This window comes from Parasphingorhabdus sp. NYA22, assembly GCF_976973735.1.
Genome location: NZ_OZ333477.1, coordinates 500,674 through 524,628, shown reverse-complemented (window position 1 = coordinate 524,628; position 23,955 = coordinate 500,674). Strand labels below are relative to the sequence as shown.

23 protein-coding genes are annotated in these 23,955 nt (G+C 57.0%); 8 read left to right on the top strand and 15 right to left on the bottom strand.

All coding sequences use genetic code 11. The annotated features are described in order from the left end of the window. Nucleotides 1-101 precede the first annotated feature (101 nt). From odhB to mdh, 5 genes are all read right to left on the bottom strand, one after another. Nucleotides 102-1,364: a 2-oxoglutarate dehydrogenase complex dihydrolipoyllysine-residue succinyltransferase gene (odhB, locus tag ACWFTY_RS02570; protein ID WP_447525836.1), complete on the bottom strand. Its 1,263-nt coding sequence runs from the start codon at nucleotides 1,362-1,364 to the stop codon at nucleotides 102-104. A gap of 17 nt (nucleotides 1,365-1,381) precedes the next feature. Continuing rightward, nucleotides 1,382-4,168, bottom strand: a complete 2,787-nt coding sequence (locus ACWFTY_RS02565) for a 2-oxoglutarate dehydrogenase E1 component (protein WP_447525835.1) — start codon at nucleotides 4,166-4,168, stop codon at nucleotides 1,382-1,384. Nucleotides 4,169-4,347: 179 nt separating this feature from the next. Beyond that, a complete protein-coding gene (locus tag ACWFTY_RS02560) occupies nucleotides 4,348-4,641 on the bottom strand; it encodes a GIY-YIG nuclease family protein (RefSeq protein WP_447525834.1) in 294 nt (97 codons plus the stop codon). A gap of 104 nt (nucleotides 4,642-4,745) precedes the next feature. Continuing rightward, nucleotides 4,746-5,636: a succinate--CoA ligase subunit alpha gene (sucD, locus tag ACWFTY_RS02555; RefSeq protein ID WP_447525833.1), complete on the bottom strand. Its 891-nt coding sequence runs from the start codon at nucleotides 5,634-5,636 to the stop codon at nucleotides 4,746-4,748. A gap of 76 nt (nucleotides 5,637-5,712) precedes the next feature. Then, complete coding sequence (gene mdh, locus ACWFTY_RS02550) at nucleotides 5,713-6,675, bottom strand: malate dehydrogenase (RefSeq protein WP_447525832.1); 963 nt, start codon at nucleotides 6,673-6,675, stop codon at nucleotides 5,713-5,715. Nucleotides 6,676-6,986: 311 nt separating this feature from the next. Here mdh and ACWFTY_RS02545 point away from each other — a divergent pair, with 311 nt between their 5' ends. Next, complete coding sequence (locus tag ACWFTY_RS02545; protein ID WP_447525831.1) at nucleotides 6,987-8,081, top strand: hypothetical protein; 1,095 nt, start codon at nucleotides 6,987-6,989, stop codon at nucleotides 8,079-8,081. Next, nucleotides 8,078-9,118, top strand: coding sequence for a phosphotransferase (locus ACWFTY_RS02540; protein ID WP_447525830.1), 1,041 nt, complete (start codon nucleotides 8,078-8,080; stop codon nucleotides 9,116-9,118). The genes ACWFTY_RS02545 and ACWFTY_RS02540 overlap by 4 nt, the downstream gene beginning before the upstream one ends. Here the strand turns inward: ACWFTY_RS02540 and zapE are convergent. From zapE to ACWFTY_RS02505, 7 genes are all read right to left on the bottom strand, one after another. After that, nucleotides 9,115-10,230: a cell division protein ZapE gene (gene zapE / locus ACWFTY_RS02535; protein ID WP_447525829.1), complete on the bottom strand. Its 1,116-nt coding sequence runs from the start codon at nucleotides 10,228-10,230 to the stop codon at nucleotides 9,115-9,117. The two genes, ACWFTY_RS02540 and zapE, sit on opposite strands and share 4 nt — an antisense overlap. Then, nucleotides 10,227-10,721: a PaaI family thioesterase gene (locus ACWFTY_RS02530; RefSeq protein WP_447525828.1), complete on the bottom strand. Its 495-nt coding sequence runs from the start codon at nucleotides 10,719-10,721 to the stop codon at nucleotides 10,227-10,229. The genes zapE and ACWFTY_RS02530 overlap by 4 nt, the downstream gene beginning before the upstream one ends. Nucleotides 10,722-10,742: 21 nt before the next feature. Then, nucleotides 10,743-11,525, bottom strand: coding sequence for a succinate dehydrogenase iron-sulfur subunit (locus tag ACWFTY_RS02525; RefSeq protein ID WP_447525827.1), 783 nt, complete (start codon nucleotides 11,523-11,525; stop codon nucleotides 10,743-10,745). Between the two features lie 104 nt (nucleotides 11,526-11,629). Next, nucleotides 11,630-12,421 carry an alpha/beta hydrolase gene (locus ACWFTY_RS02520; RefSeq protein WP_447525826.1) on the bottom strand — a complete coding sequence of 264 codons (792 nt, stop codon included), beginning with the start codon at nucleotides 12,419-12,421 and terminating at the stop codon, nucleotides 11,630-11,632. A 599-nt stretch (nucleotides 12,422-13,020) separates the two neighbouring features. Beyond that, nucleotides 13,021-13,560 carry a 30S ribosomal protein S9 gene (gene rpsI, locus ACWFTY_RS02515; RefSeq protein ID WP_447525825.1) on the bottom strand — a complete coding sequence of 180 codons (540 nt, stop codon included), beginning with the start codon at nucleotides 13,558-13,560 and terminating at the stop codon, nucleotides 13,021-13,023. Then, complete coding sequence (gene rplM / locus ACWFTY_RS02510) at nucleotides 13,560-14,039, bottom strand: 50S ribosomal protein L13 (protein ID WP_447525824.1); 480 nt, start codon at nucleotides 14,037-14,039, stop codon at nucleotides 13,560-13,562. Before rplM ends, rpsI begins: the two co-directional genes overlap by 1 nt. 238 nt (nucleotides 14,040-14,277) lie before the next feature. Further along, nucleotides 14,278-15,330 (bottom strand): COX15/CtaA family protein, encoded by a 1,053-nt coding sequence (locus ACWFTY_RS02505; protein WP_447525823.1) that lies wholly within the window; start codon nucleotides 15,328-15,330, stop codon nucleotides 14,278-14,280. A gap of 200 nt (nucleotides 15,331-15,530) precedes the next feature. Between ACWFTY_RS02505 and ACWFTY_RS02500 the strand changes: the two genes are divergently transcribed. From ACWFTY_RS02500 to ACWFTY_RS02475, 6 genes are all read left to right on the top strand, one after another. Further along, nucleotides 15,531-15,899, top strand: a complete 369-nt coding sequence (locus ACWFTY_RS02500; protein ID WP_447525822.1) for a MerC domain-containing protein — start codon at nucleotides 15,531-15,533, stop codon at nucleotides 15,897-15,899. A 46-nt stretch (nucleotides 15,900-15,945) separates the two neighbouring features. Then, nucleotides 15,946-16,404 (top strand): Fur family transcriptional regulator, encoded by a 459-nt coding sequence (locus ACWFTY_RS02495; RefSeq protein WP_447525821.1) that lies wholly within the window; start codon nucleotides 15,946-15,948, stop codon nucleotides 16,402-16,404. Between the two features lie 97 nt (nucleotides 16,405-16,501). After that, a complete protein-coding gene (dxs, locus tag ACWFTY_RS02490) occupies nucleotides 16,502-18,430 on the top strand; it encodes a 1-deoxy-D-xylulose-5-phosphate synthase (protein ID WP_447525820.1) in 1,929 nt (642 codons plus the stop codon). 50 nt (nucleotides 18,431-18,480) lie between these two features. After that, on the top strand, nucleotides 18,481-19,164 hold the full coding sequence (locus ACWFTY_RS02485) for a pyrimidine 5'-nucleotidase (protein ID WP_447525819.1): 684 nt from the start codon (nucleotides 18,481-18,483) through the stop codon (nucleotides 19,162-19,164). Continuing rightward, nucleotides 19,161-19,997, top strand: a complete 837-nt coding sequence (dapD, locus tag ACWFTY_RS02480) for a 2,3,4,5-tetrahydropyridine-2,6-dicarboxylate N-succinyltransferase (RefSeq protein ID WP_447525818.1) — start codon at nucleotides 19,161-19,163, stop codon at nucleotides 19,995-19,997. The genes ACWFTY_RS02485 and dapD overlap by 4 nt, the downstream gene beginning before the upstream one ends. After that, nucleotides 19,997-21,454, top strand: a complete 1,458-nt coding sequence (locus ACWFTY_RS02475; protein WP_447525817.1) for a carotenoid oxygenase family protein — start codon at nucleotides 19,997-19,999, stop codon at nucleotides 21,452-21,454. The genes dapD and ACWFTY_RS02475 overlap by 1 nt, the downstream gene beginning before the upstream one ends. 90 nt (nucleotides 21,455-21,544) lie before the next feature. Here the strand turns inward: ACWFTY_RS02475 and ruvB are convergent, their stop codons facing one another. Genes ruvB through ruvA form a run of 3 tightly spaced genes read right to left on the bottom strand, consistent with a single transcriptional unit; the run spans nucleotide 21,545 to nucleotide 23,881 of the window. Continuing rightward, nucleotides 21,545-22,570: a Holliday junction branch migration DNA helicase RuvB gene (gene ruvB, locus ACWFTY_RS02470; protein WP_447525816.1), complete on the bottom strand. Its 1,026-nt coding sequence runs from the start codon at nucleotides 22,568-22,570 to the stop codon at nucleotides 21,545-21,547. Then, a complete protein-coding gene (locus ACWFTY_RS02465; protein WP_447525815.1) occupies nucleotides 22,563-23,276 on the bottom strand; it encodes a hypothetical protein in 714 nt (237 codons plus the stop codon). Before ACWFTY_RS02465 ends, ruvB begins: the two co-directional genes overlap by 8 nt. Next, nucleotides 23,276-23,881 carry a Holliday junction branch migration protein RuvA gene (ruvA, locus tag ACWFTY_RS02460; protein ID WP_447525814.1) on the bottom strand — a complete coding sequence of 202 codons (606 nt, stop codon included), beginning with the start codon at nucleotides 23,879-23,881 and terminating at the stop codon, nucleotides 23,276-23,278. Before ruvA ends, ACWFTY_RS02465 begins: the two co-directional genes overlap by 1 nt. Nucleotides 23,882-23,955 lie beyond the last annotated feature (74 nt).

The window sequence follows — 23,955 nt, the reverse complement described above, 5'->3', positions numbered from 1 at the left end:
AGTTCACCTCTATACTCGCCATCCTGAACTTGTTTCAGGATCTCTGGAGGTCCTGAGTTGCAAACCATCGGAGATAAACAAGTTCAGGATGACGAAAAAAATTACAAATCAATCAAAAGCCGCGCCGGATCCTCGATTGCTTCCTTCATCCGCACCAGGAAGGTCACCGCTTCGCGGCCGTCGATCAGACGATGGTCATAGCTGAGCGCCAGATACATCATCGGGCGGACCACGATCTCGCCGTCGACGACGACAGCGCGATCCTCGATCCGGTGCAGGCCGAGCACAGCCGACTGCGGCGGGTTGATGATCGGGGTCGACATCAGCGAACCGAACACACCGCCATTGGAAATGGTGAAGGTACCGCCCTTCATATCTGCCATGGTCAATGTGCCATCCTTGGCGCGCTTGCCGAAATCACCGATCGTGTTTTCGACATCGGCAAAGCTCATCGACTCGGCGTTGCGGATAACCGGAACGACCAGACCATTGGGCGCGCTCACCGCGACCGAAATATCGGCATAATCATGATAGACGATTTCCTCGCCATCAATCTGCCCGTTGACCGAGGGCACGTCTTTCAGCGCCATGCAGGCGGCCTTGACGAAGAAACCCATGAAGCCGAGCTTCACGCCATGTTTCTTGGCGAACAGCTCTTTATATTTGCTGCGCGTCTCGATCACTGCGGTCATGTCGACATCGTTGAATGTGGTCAGCAGCGCTGCGGTCTCCTGCGCCTCTTTCAGCCGCCGTGCGACGGTCTGTCGCAAGCGGGTCATGCGGACGCGCTCTTCGTTGCGGTTGCCGCCCTGCGATGATGAGGGCGATGGCGCCGCCGGTGTCTGCGCGCTGGTCGCTGCGCCAGCCTCGGCCTTCGGCACCTGCTGCGCACCGGATTTCACATATTGCTCGACATCGGCCTTGGTCAGCCGGCCATCCTTGCCGGTGCCGCTGATCTGGCTCGGGTCGACACCATGTTCTAAAACCAGCCGGCGTACCGACGGCGACAGGGTGATGCTGGTGGTAACCTCGTCCTGTTTGTCCGCAGCCTTGGCGGCAGTGACAGAAGGGGATTTTTCCGGTGGGTCGACAGGTGTCTCCGCAGCTTTCGACGGGGCCGCGCCGCTACCCGCTTCAATCGTCGCGATGACCGCGCCGACTTCAACCGTATCGCCAACCGCGACCTTATGTTCGCCCATCACACCGGCTTGCGGCGCCGGCACTTCCAGTGCCACCTTGTCGGTTTCCAGGCTGGCAATCGGCTCATCGGCAGCGACCGCATCGCCAGGCTGCTTGAGCCATTCGCCCAATGTCGCTTCGGTGATCGATTCGCCCAATGCCGGGACTGTTACTTCTATAGCCATATTCTACTACTCTCTTTTCAATCCTGTACGGGATGCCCGAGTGCTTCAGCGATCAACCGCTCCTGCTGCTGCTTGTGCCGCGAGGCCAGACCGGTTGCGGGCGAGGCCGCAGCGGCGCGTCCGGCGTAGACCGGTTCGGTTGGCCCGACGTCCGCCAGAGCCAGAGCTTTCTCCAGATAGGAGCGGACAAAATGCCAGCTGCCGTTATTCTTTGGCTCTTCCTGGGCCCAGACTACCGTCTCGAGATTTTTCATCCGCTTCAGACGGACCACCAGAGGTTCGCCGGGGAACGGATAAAGCTGCTCGATCCGGATGATCGCGGTATTCTTGTCGCCCGCCTCGTCGCGCGCCTCGATCAGGTCATAGGCGACCTTGCCCGAGCACAGCACGACGCGCTTCACATCCTTGTCGGCAGGCGGATTGGTGTCGGACAATATCCGCATGAAATGATGGTCGCCCTGGAAGTCTTCCGCTTTCGATACCGCCAGCTTGTGTCGCAGCAGTGACTTCGGCGTCATGATGATCAACGGCTTGCGGAAGCTCCGCAGCATCTGGCGGCGCAGCACGTGGAAATAATTGGCCGGGGTGGTGATGTTCGCAACCTGGATATTATCCTGCGCACAAAGTTGCAGGAACCGTTCCAGCCGTGCCGAACTATGTTCCGGCCCCTGGCCCTCATAACCATGGGGCAGCAACATCACGAGGCCGTTGGCCCGCAGCCATTTGGCTTCGCCCGAGGCAATGAACTGGTCGATCATGATCTGCGCGCCATTGGCGAAATCGCCAAATTGCGCTTCCCACAATACCAGGGTTTTCGGATCGGCACCGGCATAGCCATATTCAAAACCAAGCACGCCATATTCGGAAAGCGGGCTGTCGAGCACTTCAAACCGGCCATGACGAACCGTGCTCAGTGGCACATATTTTTCTTCGGTATCCTGATCGACCCATACGGCATGGCGCTGGGAAAAAGTCCCGCGCCCGCTATCCTGACCGGACAGGCGAATATTATAGCCTTCGGAGACCAGTGATCCGTACGCCAGAGCTTCGCCGGTTGCCCAGTCGAAATTCTCTTTCGTCTCGAACATCTTGGCTTTGGCGTCGAGAACCCGGCCGAGGGTCTTGTGAATGCGCAGGCCTTCGGGAACCGTCGTCAATGTCCGGCCGAGACTGTCGAATAATTTCGCGTCGATCGCGGTTTCCGCATTGCGGCGCGCGGTTTCCGGATCGGCCGGAATATGCAGGCCCTGCCAGCGACCACCAAACCAGTCGGCCTTGTCGGCCTTGTAATCGGCCGCGGCCTGAAATTCGGTTTCGAGATGGTCGGCAAAGGCGCTGCGAGTCTGGTCTCCCCAGTCCGCGTCGATCACGCCCTCCTCGACCAGCCGCGCTTCATAGAGCTTGCTGACCTTGGGGTGCTTCTTGATCGCTGCATACATGATCGGCTGGGTGAAGCTCGGTTCGTCGCCCTCATTATGGCCAAAGCGGCGATAGCACCACATGTCGATCACGATATCCCGGCCGAAGCGCTGGCGAAATTCCATCGCAATCTTGCAGGCGAAGGTCACCGCTTCGGGATCGTCGCCGTTGACGTGAAAAATCGGCGCCTGCACGCCTTTGGCAACGTCCGACGGATAAGGCGAAGAGCGCGCAAATTGCGGGCTGGTGGTAAAACCGATCTGGTTGTTGATCACGAAATGGATGCAACCGCCGGTATTATAGCCGCGGATGCCGGAGAAGCCGAGGCACTCCCAGACGATGCCCTGACCGGCAAAGGCCGCATCACCATGAATGAGTACTGGCAGGACCTGGTCATGTTTTTCCAGATCGTCGCGCGCAACCTGCTGGGCGCGGACCTTGCCGAGCACAACCGGGTCAACTGCTTCGAGATGCGACGGATTGGGCACGAGGCTCATATGGACATTGATGCCGTCAAATTCGCGGTCGGTGGACGTGCCGAGATGATATTTCACATCGCCCGAGCCGCCGACATCTTCGGGACTGGCGGAACCGCCATGGAATTCGTGAAAGATGACCTTGTAGGGCTTTGCCATCACATTCGCGAGAATGTTCAGACGGCCACGATGGGCCATGCCATAGACAATATCGCGGACACCGGACTGACCACCATATTTGATGATATTCTCCAGCGCCGGCAGCATCGATTCGCCGCCGTCGAGGCCAAAACGCTTGGTCCCGACATATTTCTTGCCGAGGAAATTTTCATATTCCTCGCCTTCGATCACCTTGTTGAGGATCGCTTTCTTGCCTTCCGGCGTGAAGTGGATTTCGGCGTCTTTGCCCTCCATCCGCTCCTGCAGAAAGCGCCGTTCCTCGATATCGGCAATATGCATATATTCGAGACCGACCGGACCGCAATAATTGGCGCGCAAGACGGCTTCGATTTCGCGGATAGACGCGGTTTCAAAACCCAATACCCCGCCCAGGAAAATCGGCTTGTCCATCGATTCTGCGGTAAAGCCATGGAATTCGGGAGTCAGATCGGCCGGCTCTTCCAGCTTCGACAGGCCGAGGGGATCAAGATTGGCACCCAGATGCCCGCGCACCCGATAGGTACGGATCAACATCATCGCCCGGATGGAGTTTTCCGCCGCCTGAGCAACCTCTGCATCGGACATGGATTTGCCGGACTTTTCAGCAGATGCCTTTATCTCGATGCCCATTTGCGTGGGATCCAGCGCGCTGTTCAGTTCGTCGGCATCATCAACCGGCCAATGCTTGCGCTGCCAACTCGGGCCTTGCTCATGCTCCGAGCCGATAAAATCCTGATTCTCAAAACCCATTGTCTTACCTTTTTGTTCCCCTGCGAAGGCAGGGGCCCATCTCCAAATCTATCGTCCGATCACAACCGCCTTTTGTTGCGACCAGGCTCGGCAGAGCGGAAATGCCATCAATCTGCTTTGCCTGCCGTTTCCGTGATGGCCCCCTGCCTTCGCACGGGCACCACAGGACGACGGCGAATTCACTTCACAATCTCGAACCACAAATCCCGCCATTCGGGATTTCCTTCTTCAATCCGCCGGACCTTCCAGTCCCGCTTCCACTTCTTGACCTGCAATTCCCGCAACCGCGCTTCATCCAGATCGTCATGAGCTTCAAACCAAACCAATAGCTTGCAACCATGTTCCTTGGTGAAGCCATCAATCAGCCCATTGCGATGCTGATAGGTTCGCTTGACCAAATCGCTGGTTGATCCGGTGTAAATCGCTCCGTTTTTCCGGTTTGCCATAAAATAGACAAAGCCGGGCTTGCTCATCGTCAGTCCCTTCTATCCGTGTACCTGCGAAGGCAGGTACCCATCTCCCGCTTGCTCCGCTTGACACAATCGGGAGATGTCCCCCTGCCTTCGCAGGGGAACGATTAAACCAGCTCCTTCAACATCGCATCCAATGTCGTGCCCAGCTCACTCGGCGAAGGCGACACGCGGATACCCGCTGCTTCCATCGCCGCGATCTTGTCTTCCGCGCCGCCCTGGCCACCGGAAACAATAGCACCGGCATGGCCCATGCGGCGTCCCGGAGGCGCCGTAAGACCGGCGATAAAGCCGACCATTGGCTTGGAACGGCCCTTCTTGGCTTCGTCGGCAATGAACTGCGCCGCTTCTTCTTCCGCGCTGCCGCCAATTTCACCAATCATGATGATCGACTTGGTTTCATCGTCAGCCAGGAACAGTTCCAGCACGTCGATGAAGTTGGTGCCGTTGACCGGGTCACCGCCGATGCCGACAGCCGTGGTCTGGCCGAGACCAACCGCCGTGGTCTGGTGAACGGCTTCATAGGTCAATGTACCGGAACGCGAGACCACGCCGACCGAACCCTTCTGGAAGATGCTGCCGGGCATGATGCCGATCTTGCATTCGCCGGGAGTCAGAACGCCGGGGCAGTTCGGGCCGATCAGGCGCGACTTGCTGCCCTGCAGCGCGCGCTTGACGCGAACCATGTCGAGCACCGGAACGCCCTCGGTAATCGCAACGATCAGCTCGATCTCCGCGTCAATCGCCTCAAGGATCGAGTCCGCTGCGAACGGAGGTGGAACATACACAACCGAGGCAGTTGCGCCGGTGGCGTCCTTGGCTTCCGCCACGGTGTTGTAGTTCGGCAGACCGATATGGGTCGTGCCACCCTTGCCCGGTGTAACGCCCGCAACCATCTGCGTGCCATAAGCCAAAGCCTGTTCAGTATGGAACGTGCCGGTATTGCCGGTCATGCCTTGGGTTATGACCTTGGTATTCTTGTCGATTAAAATGCTCATAAAACTACTTCCTCGTCGCTCCGGGCGAAAGCCGGGCTTTCCCATGAGACCCCGACGTTCGCCGGGATATTGATTTTTATGCCAGACTTGAATCCAACGCCTTGCAAGCTGCCAGCAGTTCCTTGACCGCGTCGACTGACACGTCGAAATTGCCCTGTGCTTCTTCGCTCAGTTCGATTTCGATAATCTTCTCGACGCCGTCTTTGCCGATGATGCACGGCACGCCGACATAGAGATTGTCGACGCCATATTGACCGGTCAGGTGGGCCGCAGCAGGCAGTACCCGACGCTTATCCTTGAGATAGCTTTCCGCCATCATGATCGCGCTGGTTGCCGGCGCATAATAAGCCGAGCCATTGCCGAGCAACTGGACGATTTCGCCGCCGCCGGAGCGGGTGCGCTGGACGATCGCGTCGATTTTTTCCTGCGTGGTCCAGCCCATCTTGATCAGATCGGGGATCGGGATACCGGCAACGGTCGAATAAGCCGGAACCGGAACCATCGTATCGCCGTGGCCGCCGAGAACAAATGCGGTGACATCTTCAACCGAGACGTTGAATTCGTCAGCCAGGAAATGACGGAAGCGGGCGCTGTCAAGAACGCCGGCCATGCCGACAACCTTCTGGTGCGGCAGTCCGGAAAATTCGCGCAAGGCCCAGACCATCGCGTCGAGCGGGTTGGTGATGCAGATAACAAAGGCATCCGGCGCGTGGGTCTTGACGCCCTCGCCAACAGCCTTCATTACTTTCAGGTTGATGCCGAGCAGATCGTCACGGCTCATGCCGGGCTTGCGCGGGACGCCTGCGGTCACGATGATCACATCGGCGCCGGCAATATCGGCATAATCGCTGGTGCCTTTAAGATTGGAGTCGAACCCGTCGACCGGAGCCGCCTGACTCAGGTCGAGCGCCTTGCCCGCTGGCATGCCTTCGGCAATATCGAACAGGACGACATCACCCATTTCTCTGGAAGCTGCGAGGTGGGCGAGCGTGCCGCCGATCATGCCTGCGCCGATCAGCGCAATTTTGTTACGGGCCATGTGGGAAATTCTCCTAAGAATAGAGTCGAAAATGGATATTAATGTCAGGATTAGGCCCCTAATCTGACAAATTCAACCGCAGAAAGCACCAATTTGACTGCTATCTTTGCAAACAGTTCGCAGTAGCAATAACTGTGCTTCGACCTCGTCATCCTGAACTCGTTTCAGGACGCCGGGAGGGGGAGAGCCGTCAGAGGTCCTGAAACGGGTTCAGGATGACGAAGAACAGCAAACATGCTTCCAAATCTTCCAATCTTTTGCGTTGCAAAGTGAAATTCAAATGGCATGATGCAAAGAAAAGAGGATGCAACATGCTGACAAAAGGCGACGATTATCCGCTGCACCAGACGCCGGAACCGATGGCGCTATCGGGCGGAAACCGCAATTTCTACGACCGCTATTTCTTCAACGGCTATAGCGCGGACGGCAGCATCTTCTTCGCCGCAGCCCTCGGCATCTATCCCCAGCTCGACATTATGGACGCCGCCTTTTGCGTCTCGATTGACGGCAAACAGCATAATCTGCGCGCCGCCAAACGCATGGGCAGCGAGCGGCTTGATCTGACGGTCGGGCCGATCACCGTCACGATAGTCGAGCCACTTCAAAAGCTGAGACTGATCGTTGCCGGCAATGACAGCCCGATCACCGCAGACATTACACTCACCGCCCGCCACCAGCCGATCGAAGAACCGCGCTTCATCCGCCGCGAAGGCCCGCGGCTGATGATGGACTATACCAGAATGACGCAGAACGGCGACTGGTCGGGCACAATCACCGTCGAAGGTCGGGATATCGATATCGCCAATTGCCGCGGCACCCGCGACCGTAGCTGGGGCATAAGACAAGTCGGAGCATCCGAATCGCAGCCACCACCGGCAGGCGAATTTCCGCAATTCTGGTGGCTCTGGACGCCGCTCAATTTCGATAATCACGCCTGTTTCTTTCACAGCAATGACGATGGTGACGGCCTTCCTTGGAACCGGCGCGGTGTGGTCGATACAATATCCGGAACCGCCGAAGAGTTCGAACCGAAGGCGATCGATCTCAGCTATCACAGCGGTTCCCGCCGAATCAAACAGGTGGCGCTCGAAACCGGCACCGGGTCGCTCTCGATCACACCGCGTACAGGCGATGCCGCTCGGACATTCTATATGTCCGGCCTCGGCTATCTCCATCCGGTCTGGGGCCACGGTATGGATCACGGCGACCTAGAGGTCGCGCATGATGTCATCACTCTCGACCCAGCACCGGCAATCGATATGACCACCATCCATATCCAGGCGCTCAGCGATACTGTGCTCACCGTCGATGGCCAGGAGCATCACGGCATTGGTGTTGTCGAGCAGCTGTTCATCGGCCCCCATGCCACCAGCGGCCTGGCGGGCATCATGGACCCCGCAGCATGAGTCGCCGCTTTCCCTTACGTCCCGAAGAATTCGAACCGACTTTCATTGAGCAGGTTTTCGGCGCCACTCCCGGCTCACTCGAATCGCTGACTCATGAACCGGTCGGCACGGGCCAGGTCTGCGACAGCTACCGATTCACCTGCGACTGGTCCGGTGGTGATCATCCGGCGACCTTCATCGCCAAATGCCCCAGCGCCGATCCGGTCAGCCGGGGCGCCGCCGCGATCTTCCATCTCTATGATATGGAAGTCGGCTGGTACCGCGATATCGCCGACGATTGCGGCGCGCTCTGTCCGAAATCCTATCACGCCGATATCGCCGAGAACGAGCAGGAATTTGTGCTCCTTCTGCAAGATATGGCACCCGCTTCGCAAGGCGATCAACTGGCAGGCGCTTCGTTGATTCAAGTGGAGACAACATTGGCGGAGGCCGCCGCCCTCCATAATTTTCAACCGGCCAGCGGGTTCGACAACCTAGAATGGCTGAATCATGGCACCGGCAACAGCCAGTTTCTCGAGACCAGCTTGCCCGCCGGCTATCCAGTCTTTCGCGAGCGATTCTCTGCCTTGCTATCGCCGGAGATATTGGACCTCGGCCAGCAGCTGGTTGACCGCATCGGTTCCTATATTGCGCATGAACCGCCGGAATTGACCGTCACCCACGGTGATATGCGACTCGACAATATTCTGTACCATACCGATGGCCAGATTGCGGCGCTGGTCGACTGGCAAACCTGCTCTCTCGGCAACCCGGCCAATGACGTGGCCTATCTGATCGGAACCAGTTTCGCCGATCCGGAAGAAAGGCGCGAACAAGAGGAAAAATTGGTCAAAACCTATTTGTCAAACCGGTCGAATTCCCCCGCTTTCGAGATCTTCTGGACTGAATATCGCCACCATGCCTTTTCCGGTTTCATCATGGCCATCAACGCTTCGCTCCATGTCGAACAGACAGAACGCGGCGACAGAATGTTCGCAGCAATGGCAGAGAGACCAGCGCAAATGGCGATCGATCTGGATAGTTTAAGCCTGCTCTAGACCGCGGCGCCGTGACCCAGAGCAAGATAGTCATCCGATTGCATCTCGAGCAGACGCGATGCGGTGCGTTCAAACTCGAAGGAACCATCCCCTTCCGGATATAGCGAATCCGGTTCCGCGTCGGCGCTGGCCAGCAGCTTGACCCGATATTCGTAGAGCGCATCGATCAGCGTGACAAAGCGCGCGGCCTCGTTGCGATTCTCTTTGGATAGCACCGGAATTCCGACAATGATCACGCTGTGATAGTGGCGGGCAATCGCCAGATAATCCTGTGCACCCCGGGCTTCTGCACAAAGCCGTTTGAACGAGAAAACGCCGACGCCCTTGAGCGATTTCGGTACGGTCAGCATCCGGCCACCCTGCACCTCTATTCCCGCCGACGGAACGTGGGCACGGTCCTCGGGCGGATAGTCGGTCAGGCGGAAGAAGGCTTCGCTCAACGCCTTTGTTGCCGCCTCGCCATTGGGCACATGCCAGAGATCAACGTCGCCCAGCCGCTCGCGCCGATAATCGGTCGGCCCGTTAAGCGAAATCACATCGAGCCTCGTTTTGAGAAGATCGATAAACGGCAGAAAATGCTCGCGATTGAGACCGTCCTTGTACAGATCGTCGGGCGGGCGGTTTGACGTGGTGACAATCGTTACCCCCTCATCGACCAGCCCGGTGAAAAGCCGCGACATGATCATCGCATCGGCACTGTTATTCACCACCATTTCGTCAAAAGCGAGAAAGCGCGCTTCGCCTGCCAGATTCTTGGCCACCGGGATCACCGGATCGCCCTGCTCCTTCTTTCGCTCTTCGTTGAGCCGGGCGTGAACATCGAGCATAAATTCGTGAAAATGCGCGCGTTTTTTGCGATGAATTTCGAGACTATTGTAGAACAAGTCCATCAGCATCGACTTGCCACGTCCGACTCCGCCCCACATATAGACACCCTGCGGTGCCTGCGGCTTCTTGCCGAATGCGCGCCATAATATGCTGCCCCGTGGCGGCACGGCCTCCAGCTCCTTTTGCAAACGGGCCAGCCGTTTTGCACAAGCTTCCTGGTCAGGATCTGGTTTCAGTTCCCCTTGCGCGATCAAAGCCAGATAACGCTGGTAGAAAGAACTCATTGCAAGTCCGTTTTCCGGCGCGGCGCCTTTTTCACAATGGCGGTGAAGGAGGCCATATTATCCTCGCCATTCTCGCCCTGCACAACCAGCCCGCGCATGAACAAAAAGCGCCCCGTTTCGCGCGTAATCTCTACCTGTGCTTCAAGCGGTTCGTCCATCCGCGCAGAGCCAAGGAAATGTGTCTGCAATTCCAGTGTTACAGCATAGCCGGACGGACCGAGTTCCAGCACCCGCATTGCGGCAAACAGCGAACAGTCGATAAAGCCCATCATCGTTCCGCCATGGACCGCATCGCCGAGATTGCGGTGCTTGCGTTCGGGGAACATGCGGACTCGAGCGACTTCATCGCCCACTCCGTCGCCACCGCGCCGTACAACCATTTTTCCTAGAAAACTATTATAGCAATCCGGATCATTCAGCTGCCATATGCTCCAACCCGGATAGTCCGGATCAGGATCGCTGATGTCAAAATTACGCTCGGCTTCGGTCATGAACTGGCGTCTGCGTCCGAATCAGATTTCGCGCGAAGCGGTCATCTTCTTGATTTCGGCTATCGCCTTGGCCGGGGACAGACCCTTCGGGCAGGCGTTGGCGCAATTCATGATCGTGTGGCAGCGATAGAGCCGGAATGGATCTTCCAGTTCGTCGAGCCGCTCACCGGTCATTTCATCACGGCTGTCGGCGAGCCAGCGATAGGCCTGCAGCAGAATCGCGGGACCAAGAAACTTGTCGCTGTTCCACCAATAGCTCGGGCAGCTGGTCTGGCAGCAGGCGCACAGGATGCACTCGTACAGACCATCGAGCTTGCCGCGATCTTCCGGCGACTGCAGCCGTTCCTTGCCGGATGGCGTCGGCGTAACCGTTTTCAGCCAAGGCTGAATCGAGGCATATTGCGCGTAGAAATGGGTGAAGTCAGGGACCAGATCCTTGATCACTTCCATATGCGGCAGCGGGGTAATGGTTACCTTGTTCCCGCAATCTTCAATCGCGGTGGTGCAGGCCAAGCCATTTTTGCCGTTGATATTCATTGCGCAGGAGCCGCAAATGCCTTCGCGGCACGAGCGGCGGAAGGTCAAAGTAGCATCCTGTTCCGACTTCATCTTGATCAGCGCATCAAGCACCATCGGCCCGCATTCGTCCGTGTCGATTTCGAACGTGTCGTAGTGCGGGTTCTCGCCTTTGTCCGGATCGTAGCGATAGACTTTGAATGGGCGCTTTTTTCCGCCGGTCAGCGCTTGATGCAATTCACCGGTTTTGCGGATCTTGCTGTTCTTGGGGAGCGTAAAAGTAGCCATGTCTATCGGATTCCCTTGTTCTGCGGATGGGCATAACCAAGAAGTGCTGCTTTCTCAACCGTTTTGCACTGCAAAAAAGACTAGTCGGCTTTCGATTCATGCAATCACTTGTGGCGCTCGAAAAAGGCGACCATGTCATCCAGCACCGGGGCCTTGTGACGAAATGGCTTGGCCAGCGCCATCATGATCTCGAGATGGTCGACATCGGGATATTCGACATATTCAGCGTCACCACCTGCTGCGAGGATTTTATCGCGCAAAACCTTGCTGTTGCGTGGTTTGACCTGTGTATCATTTGTACCGCTAGACAGCCACAGCGGCGGAGCATCGGACCGGACGAAATTGATTGGCTGGGTCATCTCCGGTTCGGGATACTCGCCAAAGCTCTGCTTCGTTGTCTCGGAATCAAACGGATAGAAATCATAGGGTCCGGCCAGCGCCGCCACGCCCCTGATCAGGTCGGGTGATTTGCCCTCGCGCCCCAGCCACTGCCGGTCCAGCGCCAGCATCATCGCATTATAGGCACCGGCAGATTGCCCGGAGAGGAATATCCGGCTCGGATCACCGCCAAGCGCCTTGATATTGTCGTCCACCCATGCGAGCGCCTTGGCGCTGTCTTCGAGGAAACCGGGAAAACGCGTTTTGGGAAACAGGCGATAGTCGGGCAACACCACCATATAGCCGCGATTGGCCAGCGCCCGTCCGGTGAAAGCATAATGATCCTTGGCTCCGTCGCGCCAGCCGCCGCCATAGATGAAGACGACAACCGGACGCGGTCCGGTCGCAGCGGTTTTTGGAGTCCAGATGTTGAGTCCAAGGCCAAGCGCCTCATCGTAGATCTCATCCTGTATGAGCAGCCTGGCATCGCTGTCGCCCGGCATGACATTATTGACCATATCCAGCTGCCTCGGGCCCGGCTGCGCAAAAAACCACCAGGCAAAACATCCGCAAGCGAGGAGGAGCACTCCGATTATGACAAGCCATTTCATAGAAAGAGCCTTAGCCAGCCGCTCAGGCACTGGCAATGGCGCCAATCGATCGGCTGATCGTGATCCGGGACGGCATCGGATATGCAAGCCCGTTGGCATGCTGACTTTCTCCATACGGTCACGTTGACCCCCGTGCGGATGGATAATTCACAAAGCCGAGCAACAATAGAGAGTTAGAATAAACTAGGTTTCACTATAAGGAGAAGCTCAACCATCTGATCATTAATGGGAAAAATTAGAATCTGTGTCGCGAACCATGCTCTTCAGTTGGTTCAGCAGCGACGATTCCGCTTGTCCGCGTGGTTCGCAACAGCAGATGGCTGTTTTCCGCCAAAGGCGCTGGTGCGGTCCCGAACATTTTCTATCTCGCGATATTGACCAGCATCATATTGCTCGTCTTAAGCTGGGCAGTAATCAGAAAACCCCAGCAACCCGCTCCAAAATCCCGAAAGTCATAAAAAAAGGCGACCCGCAGGCCGCCTTTTTCGCAATTCGATCTGGTTTGCTTAACGCTTGGAGAACTGGAAGCTCTTACGCGCTTTTGCCTTACCATATTTCTTCCGCTCGACCTTACGGCTGTCACGGGTCAGGAAGCCTTCTGCCTTGACCGCTGACCGCAGAGCCGGCTCATATTTGGTCAACGCTTGCGAAATGCCGTGCTTGACCGCACCAGCCTGTCCTGAGAGACCGCCGCCTTTAACGGTGACGACGACGTCATATTGACCTTCGCGTTCAGTGATCGCGAAAACCTGATTGAGCACCAGACGCAGGGTCGGGCGAGCAAAATAGGTTTCCTGATCGCGGCCATTGACCGTGATCGTGCCTTTGCCAGGCTTCAGCCATACGCGGGCAACCGCGTCTTTCCGGCGACCGGTCGCATAAGCACGACCGAATTTATCCAGCTCCTGCTCGCGCAAAGGCATGGTGGAGACGGGTGGCTCAACGGCTACAGTTTCGGCATCCGCGTCAGCAGCAATTGGCGCATCGACTACGGCAGGGCCGGCGATATCTTTAAGATCAGCGAGATCGGTTTTTACGTCAGACATTATGCGCCCACCTTATTCTTACGGTTCATCGAAGCGACGTCGAGCGCCACCGGGTTCTGGCCGTTATACGGATGCTCGGTGCCAGCAAAAACGTGCAATGCACGCATCTGGGCGAAACCAAGTGGACCCTTGGGGATCATCCGCTCGACAGCTTTTTCCATGACGCGCTCGGGGAAACGACCTTCGAGGATCTTTTCCGCCGTCGTGCCGCTGATGCCGCCGGGATAACCGGAGTGCTTGTAATAGGTTTTCTGCTTGGTCTTGTTGCCGGTGAACTTCACCTTCTCGGCGTTGATCACGATGACATGATCACCGCAATCTACGTGAGGGGTGTAGCTTGGCTTATGCTTGCCGCGCAAAAGGTTGGCGATGATCGATGCAACCCGGCCAACGACCAGATCTTCGGCATCAATGATATGCCATTTCTTTTCGACATCAGCTGGCTTGGCCGACTGTGTCTGTTTGGTGATACCCTTCATGGGGTGGCTCCTTCTTGGAGAGTGAGATTCAAAAATAACAAAAGCCGGACACGAGGATCCGGCCGACTGCGGCGCTATTGGCGCTGTTTTTTCTGCAAGTCAAGCGAAAGCGGGGCTTTGCTAGCGGGTATAATAATACCGCAACCGATTTTCAGACCCTCATGCACCTTATCCTCAAGTCAGTTTGGCAACGGCTGGGTAATATCGCAGGGTTAGAAATTCAGCGACACGGAATCGCTCATCGTTGCGTACGACCAATCAGATGCACGCCCCAGACCGTCGATGCAACAACCAGCGCACCCACCGCCTGATGCAATACCGCCAGATGGATATCGATGCCGGTCATCACCGTTGCGATGCCGAGCAGTATCTGGCTGCCGAAAGCGATGTGGATCGAAATGGAAGCGCGGCGATCAATGGGCCGGGCTTTCCGCGCGAGAAAGACAAGGAAGCCGACCACAACCCAGGCCCACCAGCGGTGGATGAAGTGGATCAGATAGGGATCATTATTAAGCGCATTCCAGATGCCGCTACCCCAGTTGATCCCGCCAGGGACGAAATAGTCGTTCATCAGCGGCCAGGTGCTCGACACATAGCCAGCATCCAGACCTGCGGTATAAGCGCCAAAGAGCAACTGGAAAAAAAGAACTGCCAACACCGCCAAGCCAAGCCCGGTCATCCGAGCCGGTTTTACGTTGCCAGCAGACAGCTGGCGCAGATCAAGCGCCGTCCAGACCAGACCGCCGAGAATGAACAACGCGGTGAGCAAATGTACAGCCAACCGAAAATGGCTGACATCCGTCCGTTCGCTCAGGCCGGAACTGACCATCCACCAGCCGATCGTGCCCTGCAGCCCGCCGAGCGCGAGCAAAGCCACCAACCGCCAGCCATATCCCGACGGGATCGCCCGCTTCATCGCAAACCACAGCAGCGGTAGCGCAAAGGCCACGCCAATCAACCGCCCGAGCAGCCGGTGCACCCATTCCCAGAAATAGATATATTTGAAATCCGCCAACGTCATGCCAGCCGGACCGTTGATCTCCAGATATTCGGGGATCTGCTGATATTTTGTGAATTCCGACAACCAGTCCGCTTCACTCATCGGCGGCAACGCACCGGTCACCGGCTTCCACTCGGTTATCGACAGCCCCGATTCGGTCAGCCGGGTGATACCGCCAACGACAACCATGATGAACACCAGAAAGGCGACGGAGTAAAGCCAATTAGATATGGCTATGGGACGGGGGCGTGCCGCGTCTGTCGGATGGTTCAAGGCGATCGGATCAGTCATTGGCCGCTATTTGGGATCAAAACCATGGTCTGACAACCAGAAACAAGGGAACCAACCGCAAAAAGCCGGAAATATCCGACCATATCAGAAATGATATGTTGTATCTTAACAAGCTTCTTCCTATATCCAGCGCACGCAACCAACAAGTGAGACAGTGAGTCGTGTTTACGACAGCGAAATTTTGGGACAGAAACGGTCTGATGGTCAGCGATGGCTTGTGGGACCGTATCGCCGTGCTCATTTCCGGCCTGTGTCTTGCGCATTGTGTCGCAACCATTGCCTTTGTCGCCCTTCTGTCTTCTGCAGGCGGCATGTTCCTGAATCCACTGGTCCATGAAATTGGTCTGGGGATAGCCATTGCCCTCGGTTTTTTTGCTCTGGGACGCGGCGTGCTGGATCATGGCTATATCATGCCGGTTGCTATCGGCAGTCTGGGGCTGGGAATGATGATGGGCGCGATCACGCTTGGTCATGAAAGCGGACATGATGGCCGCGAAGTCCTGTATACCATGCTGGGCGTCGGTTTGCTCGCGCTGGCCCATGACCTGAACTACCGCGCCACCCATTAATTTGCTGCCCATTGCCCTCGCGGCGAAACATCCCTAAATTGCCCTTATGGGAAAACATGATCATCATGAGCATCACGGCGAATCTTTAGCCGACGCCGCGCGCGCCAATCTGGAAAAATCCGGAGAGAAATGGACGGATACGAGAGCCGCTATTTTTGAGGCGCTCGCCGGATTCTCTCGCCCGGCATCAGCCTATGACATCGCCGAACTGGTTTCTGCCGCGCGCGGTAAACGCGTTGCACCGAATAGTGTCTACCGGATACTCGACCTGTTCGTGGCGAATAATCTCGCGATGCGGATCGAAAGCGCCAATGCCTATCTCGCCAACAGCCACCCTGGCTGCGAGCATGACTGTATTTTCCTGGTTTGCGACAGCTGCGGAGAGGCAACCCATATTGATGACGACCCCCTGTCCCAGCAAGTGCGCAAAGTAGCAAAAAGTCAGGGCTTCAACTCCATCCGCCCGGTGATCGAGGTGCGCGGCATTTGCCAGAAATGCAGTTGATCCAATCCGATTGTCAGCAAATGTTAACAAGCAGCCTGCTGAAAGTTCGACAGAGCATCGCGATGCCGTTAGAACTGGAAACAAACAGGGAGTGAATATGCCAGTTTCGAATACACCATTACTGGATGATGTCTCCTTTCCAGCCGATCTGCGCAAATTAAAGCCCACGCAGCTCCGCCAGTTTGCCGATGAGCTGCGCTCCGAAGTGATTGACACCGTATCCACAACCGGCGGCCATCTCGGCGCTGGCTTGGGCGTTGTCGAGCTTACAACGGCGATCCATTATGTCTTTAATACGCCGGAAGACCGCTTGATCTGGGATGTCGGCCACCAATGCTATCCGCACAAGATCATTACCGGTCGCCGCGACCGGATCCGTACCCTGCGCCAGGGTGGCGGCCTCTCCGGTTTTACCAAGCGCTCGGAAAGCGAATATGATCCCTTTGGAGCTGCGCATAGCTCGACCTCGATCAGCGCCGCTCTCGGCTTCGCGATTGCCAACAAACTGAACGACAAGCCCGGCCGCGGTATTGCCGTCATCGGCGACGGCGCGATGAGCGCCGGCATGGCCTATGAAGCGATGAACAACGCTGCGGCAGCCGGCAACCGGCTAGTCGTTATCCTCAATGACAATGACATGTCGATCGCGCCGCCGGTCGGCGGGCTTTCAGCCTATCTCGCCCGGATCGTATCCTCCAGGGAATTTCTCGGCGTCCGCCAGCTGGCGCGACGTATCGCCAGAAAACTGCCCAAGCCGCTGCATGATGCAGCGCGCAAGACCGATGAATATGCCCGCGGCATGACCATGGGCGGGACACTGTTCGAGGAACTGGGCTTCTATTATGTGGGTCCGATTGACGGCCATAATCTCGAGCATCTTATCCCGGTTCTGGAAAATGTTCGCGATGCGGCTGAAGGACCTTGTCTGATCCATGTCGTCACCGAAAAGGGCAAAGGCTATAAATTTGCCGAGGAAGCCGCTGACAAATATCACGGTGTCGCGCAGTTTGACGTCGTGTCCGGCAAGCAGAACAAGGGCCCTGGCGGCGGACCGCCCGCCTATCAGAATGTATTTGGTGAAACGCTGGCCAAGCTGGCCGACAGCGATTCGCGCATCTGCGCGATTACCGCAGCCATGCCATCCGGCACCGGCGTCGACAAATTTGCCAAGGCCCATCCCGACAAAGCCTTTGATGTGGGGATCGCCGAACAGCATGGCGTAACCTTTGCCGCCGGTCTAGCTGCGCAGGGTATGCGGCCTTTTTGCGCGATCTACTCCACCTTTCTGCAACGCGCCTATGATCAGGTTGTCCATGACGTGGCGATCCAGAACCTGCCGGTACGCTTTGCCATCGACCGCGCCGGTCTTGTCGGAGCGGATGGTAGCACCCATGCCGGATCTTTCGATGTCACCTATCTGGCGACACTGCCCAATTTCGTTGTGATGGCTGCGGCAGACGAGGCGGAACTGGCGCATATGACTTATACCGCGGCCTTGCACGACAGCGGCCCGATCGCCTTTCGCTATCCGCGCGGCAACGGCACCGGTGTCCCGATTCCAGAAAAGCTCGAACAGCTGGAAATCGGCAAGGGCAGGATCGTCAAACAGGGCACAAAGGTCGCGATTCTGTCGCTCGGCGCCCGGCTCGAAGAAGCCAAGAAGGCAGCAGAGCGGCTCGAGGCCAAGGGGCTCAGCACAACTGTCGCCGACTTGCGCTTTGCCAAGCCGCTTGATGAAGAATTGATCCGCAAATTGCTTACCACTCATGAAGTTGCAGTGACGGTCGAGGAAGCCTCTGTCGGCGGCCTCGGCGCGCATGTCCTGACCTATGCTTCCGACAATGGCCTCACCGATGCAGGCCTGAAAATCCGCACTATGCGCTTGCCGGACGTGTTTCAGGATCAGGACAAGCCGGACGTGCAATATGCCGAAGCAGGACTGGATGCGGATGGTATTGTCGATACGGTGCTCAAGGCGCTGCGGCACAACAGTGCAAATGTCGAGGATGCCGGAGCGCGGGCCTAGTCCATATTGCTGCTTGTGATTGCCAGAAACGGTCTTTAGGCGATTGCGACATGCCACCTGAACTCTCACATATCGATCACTGGATTTTTGATCTCGATAACGTGCTCTATCCAGTCGAGTGCGATCTGTTTGCGCTGATTGATATCAAGATGGGCGAATATATCGCTCAGGCTCTTGATTGTGATCTGGTCGAAGCACGAAAAATCCAGAAGGGCTTTTTCCACGATCACGGCACGACGCTGGCTGGGCTGATGCACCATCATGGGACCGACCCAACGGATTTTCTCGATTTTGTCCATGATATCGAGATGGACAGGCTCACCCCGGCACCCTTGGTGCGAGCGGCGATCGAAGCGTTGCCTGGCGAGAAGCTCGTTTTCACCAATGCCGACAGACCCTATGCCCAAAAAGTACTGGAGAGACGGGGCTTTGATGGCCTATTCCACCAGATGCACGATATCCACGACACCGGCCTCATCCCCAAGCCGCAGGACGGCGCCTATCACAGCATGATCACCGCCACCGGCATCGACCCCGCTCGCGCGCTATTTGTCGAAGATACGGCGCGCAATTTGCGTCCGGCGAAAGACTTGGGCATGACGACAGTATGGATCAACACCGGCGCAGAATGGGCTGGTCGCGAGCATGATCCGGCCTATATTGACCACGAGATTACCGATCTGGAAAGCTGGGTCACCGGCCTCCACAAAGCGAAGGAAGAACAACCGACATGACCGCAGCATTGCAGACCATCATCGACGACGCCTGGGACAAACGTGAGTCTCTCGGCCTGACAACGCAGGGCGAGGTCCGCGAAGCCGTGGATGCAGCGCTGGCCATGCTCGACAATGGCAGCGGCAGGGTCGCCGAGAAAAAAGATGGTCAGTGGGTCGTCAACCAGTGGCTGAAAAAAGCAGTGCTGCTCTCCTTCCGGCTCAACGATAACAAACTGATCGACGGACCAGGTGGCGCCAATCACTGGGACAAGGTGCCCAGCAAATTTGCCGGCTGGGGTGAAAACCGTTTCCGCGAAGCGGGTTTCCGTTCCGTGCCGGGCTCAATCGTCCGTCAGGGCGCACATATCGGCCGCGGCGTCGTTCTGATGCCAAGCTTTGTCAATATCGGCGCCTTTGTCGATGAAGGTAGCATGATCGACGGCTGGGCCACGGTCGGCAGTTGCGCTCAGATCGGCAAGAATGTCCATATTTCGGGCGGCGCCGGAATCGGCGGTGTGCTTGAACCCTTGCAGGCTGGCCCGGTGATTATCGAAGACGGCGCGTTTATCGGCGCACGATCGGAAGTCGCCGAAGGCGTCCGGGTGGGCGAAGGCGCAGTGCTCTCCATGGGTGTCTATCTCGGCGCTTCCACCAAGATTGTCGACCGCGACACGGGCAAAATCTGGATCGGTGAAGTGCCGCCTTATGCCGTCGTCGTGCCGGGAACCTTGCCGCCAAAGATCAATGTTGATGGCGCACCGCAACCCTCGCTCTATTGCGCCGTGATCGTCAAGACGGTCGATGCGCAGACCCGGTCCAAGACCGGCATCAACGAATTGCTGCGCGACTGATGGCAACGGGGGTGGATCAGGTGAAGGTTACGCTGGAGCCGAATGACCACCCCTATCGCAATGGTGCCTGGACCCCGGTGTTCGAGGAACTCGACACAGAGGATCTCGAAATAATCGGGACCATTCCGGCTGACATTGACGGGCTTTACGTCCGCAACACCGAGAATCCGGTGCATGGCAGCATTGGTCGTTATCATCCCTTTGACGGCGACGGGATGATCCATACCATCCGTTTGCAGAATGGGAAGGCGACCTATCGCAACCGCTTTGTCCGGACGGAGGGTTTCGAGGCCGAACAGATAGAAGGCGGCCCCTTGTGGGTCGGGATCATGGGCAAGCCTGACGATTCCAAGCGCAGCGGCTGGGGTGCGCATGGCAGCGTCAAGGACAGCAGCTCGACCGATGTCGTGGTCCATGCCGGTGCGATCCTCTCGACATTCTATCAATGCGGCGAAGGCTACCGGCTGGATCCGGATACGCTGGAGACCCTCGGCACGGCGGACTGGGTTCCTGAGGACGGCATTTCCGCGCATCCGAAGGTCGACGAGGCCACCGGCGAATTGTTGTTCTTCAACTATTCCACCACAGCGCCCTATCTCCATTATGGCGTGGTCGGGGCGGATAATCAGCTCAAGCATTTCATTCCCATCCCCCTCCTTGGCCCGCGTCTACCTCATGATATGGCGTTCACCGAAAATTTCGCGATTTTTAACGACTGCCCGCTCTACTGGAAACCGGAACTGATCGAACGGAACCTCTATATTCCTGCCTATCATCCCGATGAGCCGACCCGATTCGGCATCATCCCGCGCATGGGCCAGCCGGAGGACATAAAGTGGTTCGAGGCCAAGCCGACTTATGTTTTACACTGGTCCAATGCCTTTGAGGATGGCGATGAAATCGTCCTCGACGGCTATTTCCAGAATGATCCGGTGCCGCCACCACTGATCGATTTTCCGGCCGGCTATGAAAGCATGGGCGCGAGTATCGATCTGCACAGCTTCAAGCCCGAATTGCATCGCTGGCGGTTCAATATGAAAACCGGAGAGACCAAAGAAGAAACCTTGTTCGATGATTATCCGGTCGAGTTCGGAATGATCAACCAGCAGATCGCTGGACGGCCCTATCGCTACGTCTATAGCGTCACCGGCGAGCCGGGCTGGTTCCTGTTCAACGGGCTGACCAAACATGATCTGGAGACAGGCACAGCAGAACATCTGAGTTTTGGCGAGCAACGCTTCGGGTCCGAGGCGCCTTTCATCCCGCGCGCCAACGCGCAGTCGGAAGATGACGGCTATCTGATCAGTTTCATCACCAATATGAAGCAGGACCGGTCGGAATGTATCATCATCGATGCGAAGAATATTTCGGCGGGACCGGTCTGTACGATCATTTTACCGCACCGCATTAGTAGTGGCACCCATGCGACCTGGGCTTCGGCGGAGCAATTAAGGTAACACGTCATGCCAGCGAAGGCTGGCACCCAACCCAATATCGCGATTCAGATCAAGCTCGGCTTAGACCCCAGCCTCTGCTGGGGCGACAGGTTAGTCAAACAACTCTCCGCCCACTTCTTTCCCGGCAGGCGGCGTCAGACCGAGATGCTGCCACCCACGATCATTGAGCGTGCGGCCTCGCGCGGTGCGGGCGATCAGGCCGAGCTGGATCAGATAGGGCTCGATAACTTCCTCCACCGTGTCACGCGGTTCGGACAGACCTGCTGCCAGCGTTTCCACGCCAACCGGGCCGCCTTTGTAGACATCAGCAATCATGTAGAGATAGCGCCGGTCGATCGCGTCAAGGCCGATGCTGTCGACCTCCAGCCGGGTTAGAGATGCATCGGCGATTTCCCGGTCGACGAGTCTCGTGCCCGCTACATTCGCAAAATCCCGCACCCGGCGGAGCAGGCGACCGGCGATACGTGGCGTTCCTCGTGCGCGGCGCGCGACTTCTGTGGCACCATCCGGCGCAATTTCGAGATCGAGCAGCCGCGCGGCGCGGTGGACGACCAGTTCTAGTTCCTCGGTCGAGTAGAAATTGAGCCGGACCGGGATGCCGAAACGGTCACGCAGCGGCGTGGTGAGCAGCCCTTGCCGCGTGGTCGCGCCAATCAGGGTGAAAGCAGGCAAATCAATCCGCACCGAGCGCGCCGAGGGCCCCTCGCCGATGATCAGGTCTAGCGCGCGGTCTTCCATCGCCGGATAGAGCACTTCCTCGACCACCGGATTGAGCCGGTGAATCTCGTCGATAAACAGGACATCGCCTTCTTCGAGATTGGTCAGCAGCGCTGCAAGATCGCCAGACTTGGCGATGACCGGCCCCGACGTAGCGCGAAAACCAACCCCTAGTTCGCGCGCAATGATCTGCGCCAGCGTGGTCTTGCCCAGACCGGGAGGGCCAAAGAACAGCACATGATCCAGCGCCTCGCTACGCCCCTTGGCCGCCTCGATAAACACCCGCAAATTGCCGCGCGCCGCCTCCTGCCCGATAAATTCGTCGAGCGTTTTCGGACGCAATGCTGCGTCAATGTCTTCGACTTTGCGTTCGGGGGATTGCAGGCGATCTTCAGTCATTTAATGTCCAGAAATTCTTAGATTTTTTGGTATATGCATTTATCCGTTTCACTAACTCCTTGTCCTCCATTTCAAGTTGAAATAAAACGCTTTCAACTCTCTCCCAAGACACTTCGCTAGGTCCCATTTCTTCAACCGATCGAGAATACTTGAAGAGGCTTTCGACCATGGCATGAATCTGAGCCGATTGAATCATCCAATCATCAATATTTTCGACAAGGCCTGCACGCCTTTCTTGCTCCGTCTTGTTTTGAAGAACTTCAACGCGCGACCAAAGTGTTTGAATCTGCCTAATTATCTCGGAAATCGGTTCGACCACGCTGGGTGCATCGGTGGATATTATAACAGCTTGAAACTCGCTAAGGTGTTGATCAGGCGTTGCCGGTGGATTGAAGTCTTTAGTATATTGCTGTTTGCGTACCACAATTTTGGCATCATTCAGCTCTAAAAGCATCTGGCGCATGGTTTCACAAAGTCCACTAAGCGCTAAAGGAAGAGTAGCTCGTACGGCCTTATGTTGCCGAGCAATTCGTTCCACTTCATGTCTTTCATTTTGCGAGATTTGCCGGTTCAAAAAAATTGCACCAATCAAAGCCGCCAGAAGTGCCAAGGCGCCTGCTTCTATACCTTGCCATTCGTATAGGCACTGACTGAAATCGTTGATCCAATCCGCTGGAATGTCACAACTAGCGTGCGACGTATCCATCACCTCGCCGCCTTCTTCAATGCCAGCCTGACCAGCGCATCCAGTGTCGCGCCATCGCCGACCTCGGCATCCGCTGCCGCCACCGCTGCACTCGCATCCGCCGGTTTGAAGCCGAGATTCTGCAGCGCGCTGACCGCATCGGCACTGTTGTTCGATGGCGCGTGAACTGCGCCGCCTGCTCCAATAACCGGATCAGTCGCAATGCCGCCAACCTTGTCCTTCAATTCATTGACAATTCGCAGCGCCAGTTTCGGCCCGACGCCATTGGCGCGGCTGACCATTGCCTTGTCGCCGGTCGCCACGGCGCGGGAGATTTCGCCCGGTTCGAGCGCCGACAATATCGCCAGCGCGACCTTGCCGCCGACGCCCTGCACCGAGATCAGCAAGCGGAACCAGTCGCGCTCCGACCGGCTGGCAAAGCCCATCAGGCGCATGTCGGTCTCGCTGACCTGCATTTCGGTATAGATGGTAGCGCCATCGCCTTTGCCGCCAATCGCACCGATGGTGCGCGAAGAGCAGAAAACCAGATAGCCGACGCCCTGCACATCGAGCACGATATTGTCCGTGCCGATTTCGTCGATTGTGCCGGTCAGTTTTGCGATCATATCATCGTATTAATGCAAGGGCGGCACAAGTCCAGTTCCGTTCGTGCTGAGCTTGTCGAAGTACGGATTCGCGC

Excerpts from the sequence above, each read along its gene's own strand:
- odhB (WP_447525836.1), bottom strand. The coding sequence starts at position 1,364 with ATGGCTATAGAAGTAACAGTCCCGGCATTGGGCGAATCGATCACCGAA.
- ACWFTY_RS02565 (WP_447525835.1), bottom strand. The coding sequence starts at position 4,168 with ATGGGTTTTGAGAATCAGGATTTTATCGGCTCGGAGCATGAGCAAGGC.
- ACWFTY_RS02560 (WP_447525834.1), bottom strand. The coding sequence starts at position 4,641 with ATGAGCAAGCCCGGCTTTGTCTATTTTATGGCAAACCGGAAAAACGGA.
- sucD (WP_447525833.1), bottom strand. The coding sequence starts at position 5,636 with ATGAGCATTTTAATCGACAAGAATACCAAGGTCATAACCCAAGGCATG.
- mdh (WP_447525832.1), bottom strand. The coding sequence starts at position 6,675 with ATGGCCCGTAACAAAATTGCGCTGATCGGCGCAGGCATGATCGGCGGC.
- ACWFTY_RS02545 (WP_447525831.1), top strand. The coding sequence starts at position 6,987 with ATGCTGACAAAAGGCGACGATTATCCGCTGCACCAGACGCCGGAACCG.
- ACWFTY_RS02540 (WP_447525830.1), top strand. The coding sequence starts at position 8,078 with ATGAGTCGCCGCTTTCCCTTACGTCCCGAAGAATTCGAACCGACTTTC.
- zapE (WP_447525829.1), bottom strand. The coding sequence starts at position 10,230 with ATGAGTTCTTTCTACCAGCGTTATCTGGCTTTGATCGCGCAAGGGGAA.
- ACWFTY_RS02530 (WP_447525828.1), bottom strand. The coding sequence starts at position 10,721 with ATGACCGAAGCCGAGCGTAATTTTGACATCAGCGATCCTGATCCGGAC.
- ACWFTY_RS02525 (WP_447525827.1), bottom strand. The coding sequence starts at position 11,525 with ATGGCTACTTTTACGCTCCCCAAGAACAGCAAGATCCGCAAAACCGGT.
- ACWFTY_RS02520 (WP_447525826.1), bottom strand. The coding sequence starts at position 12,421 with ATGGTCAATAATGTCATGCCGGGCGACAGCGATGCCAGGCTGCTCATA.
- rpsI (WP_447525825.1), bottom strand. The coding sequence starts at position 13,560 with ATGTCTGACGTAAAAACCGATCTCGCTGATCTTAAAGATATCGCCGGC.
- rplM (WP_447525824.1), bottom strand. The coding sequence starts at position 14,039 with ATGAAGGGTATCACCAAACAGACACAGTCGGCCAAGCCAGCTGATGTC.
- ACWFTY_RS02505 (WP_447525823.1), bottom strand. The coding sequence starts at position 15,330 with ATGACTGATCCGATCGCCTTGAACCATCCGACAGACGCGGCACGCCCC.
- ACWFTY_RS02500 (WP_447525822.1), top strand. The coding sequence starts at position 15,531 with ATGGTCAGCGATGGCTTGTGGGACCGTATCGCCGTGCTCATTTCCGGC.
- ACWFTY_RS02495 (WP_447525821.1), top strand. The coding sequence starts at position 15,946 with ATGGGAAAACATGATCATCATGAGCATCACGGCGAATCTTTAGCCGAC.
- dxs (WP_447525820.1), top strand. The coding sequence starts at position 16,502 with ATGCCAGTTTCGAATACACCATTACTGGATGATGTCTCCTTTCCAGCC.
- ACWFTY_RS02485 (WP_447525819.1), top strand. The coding sequence starts at position 18,481 with ATGCCACCTGAACTCTCACATATCGATCACTGGATTTTTGATCTCGAT.
- dapD (WP_447525818.1), top strand. The coding sequence starts at position 19,161 with ATGACCGCAGCATTGCAGACCATCATCGACGACGCCTGGGACAAACGT.
- ACWFTY_RS02475 (WP_447525817.1), top strand. The coding sequence starts at position 19,997 with ATGGCAACGGGGGTGGATCAGGTGAAGGTTACGCTGGAGCCGAATGAC.
- ruvB (WP_447525816.1), bottom strand. The coding sequence starts at position 22,570 with ATGACTGAAGATCGCCTGCAATCCCCCGAACGCAAAGTCGAAGACATT.
- ACWFTY_RS02465 (WP_447525815.1), bottom strand. The coding sequence starts at position 23,276 with ATGGATACGTCGCACGCTAGTTGTGACATTCCAGCGGATTGGATCAAC.
- ruvA (WP_447525814.1), bottom strand. The coding sequence starts at position 23,881 with ATGATCGCAAAACTGACCGGCACAATCGACGAAATCGGCACGGACAAT.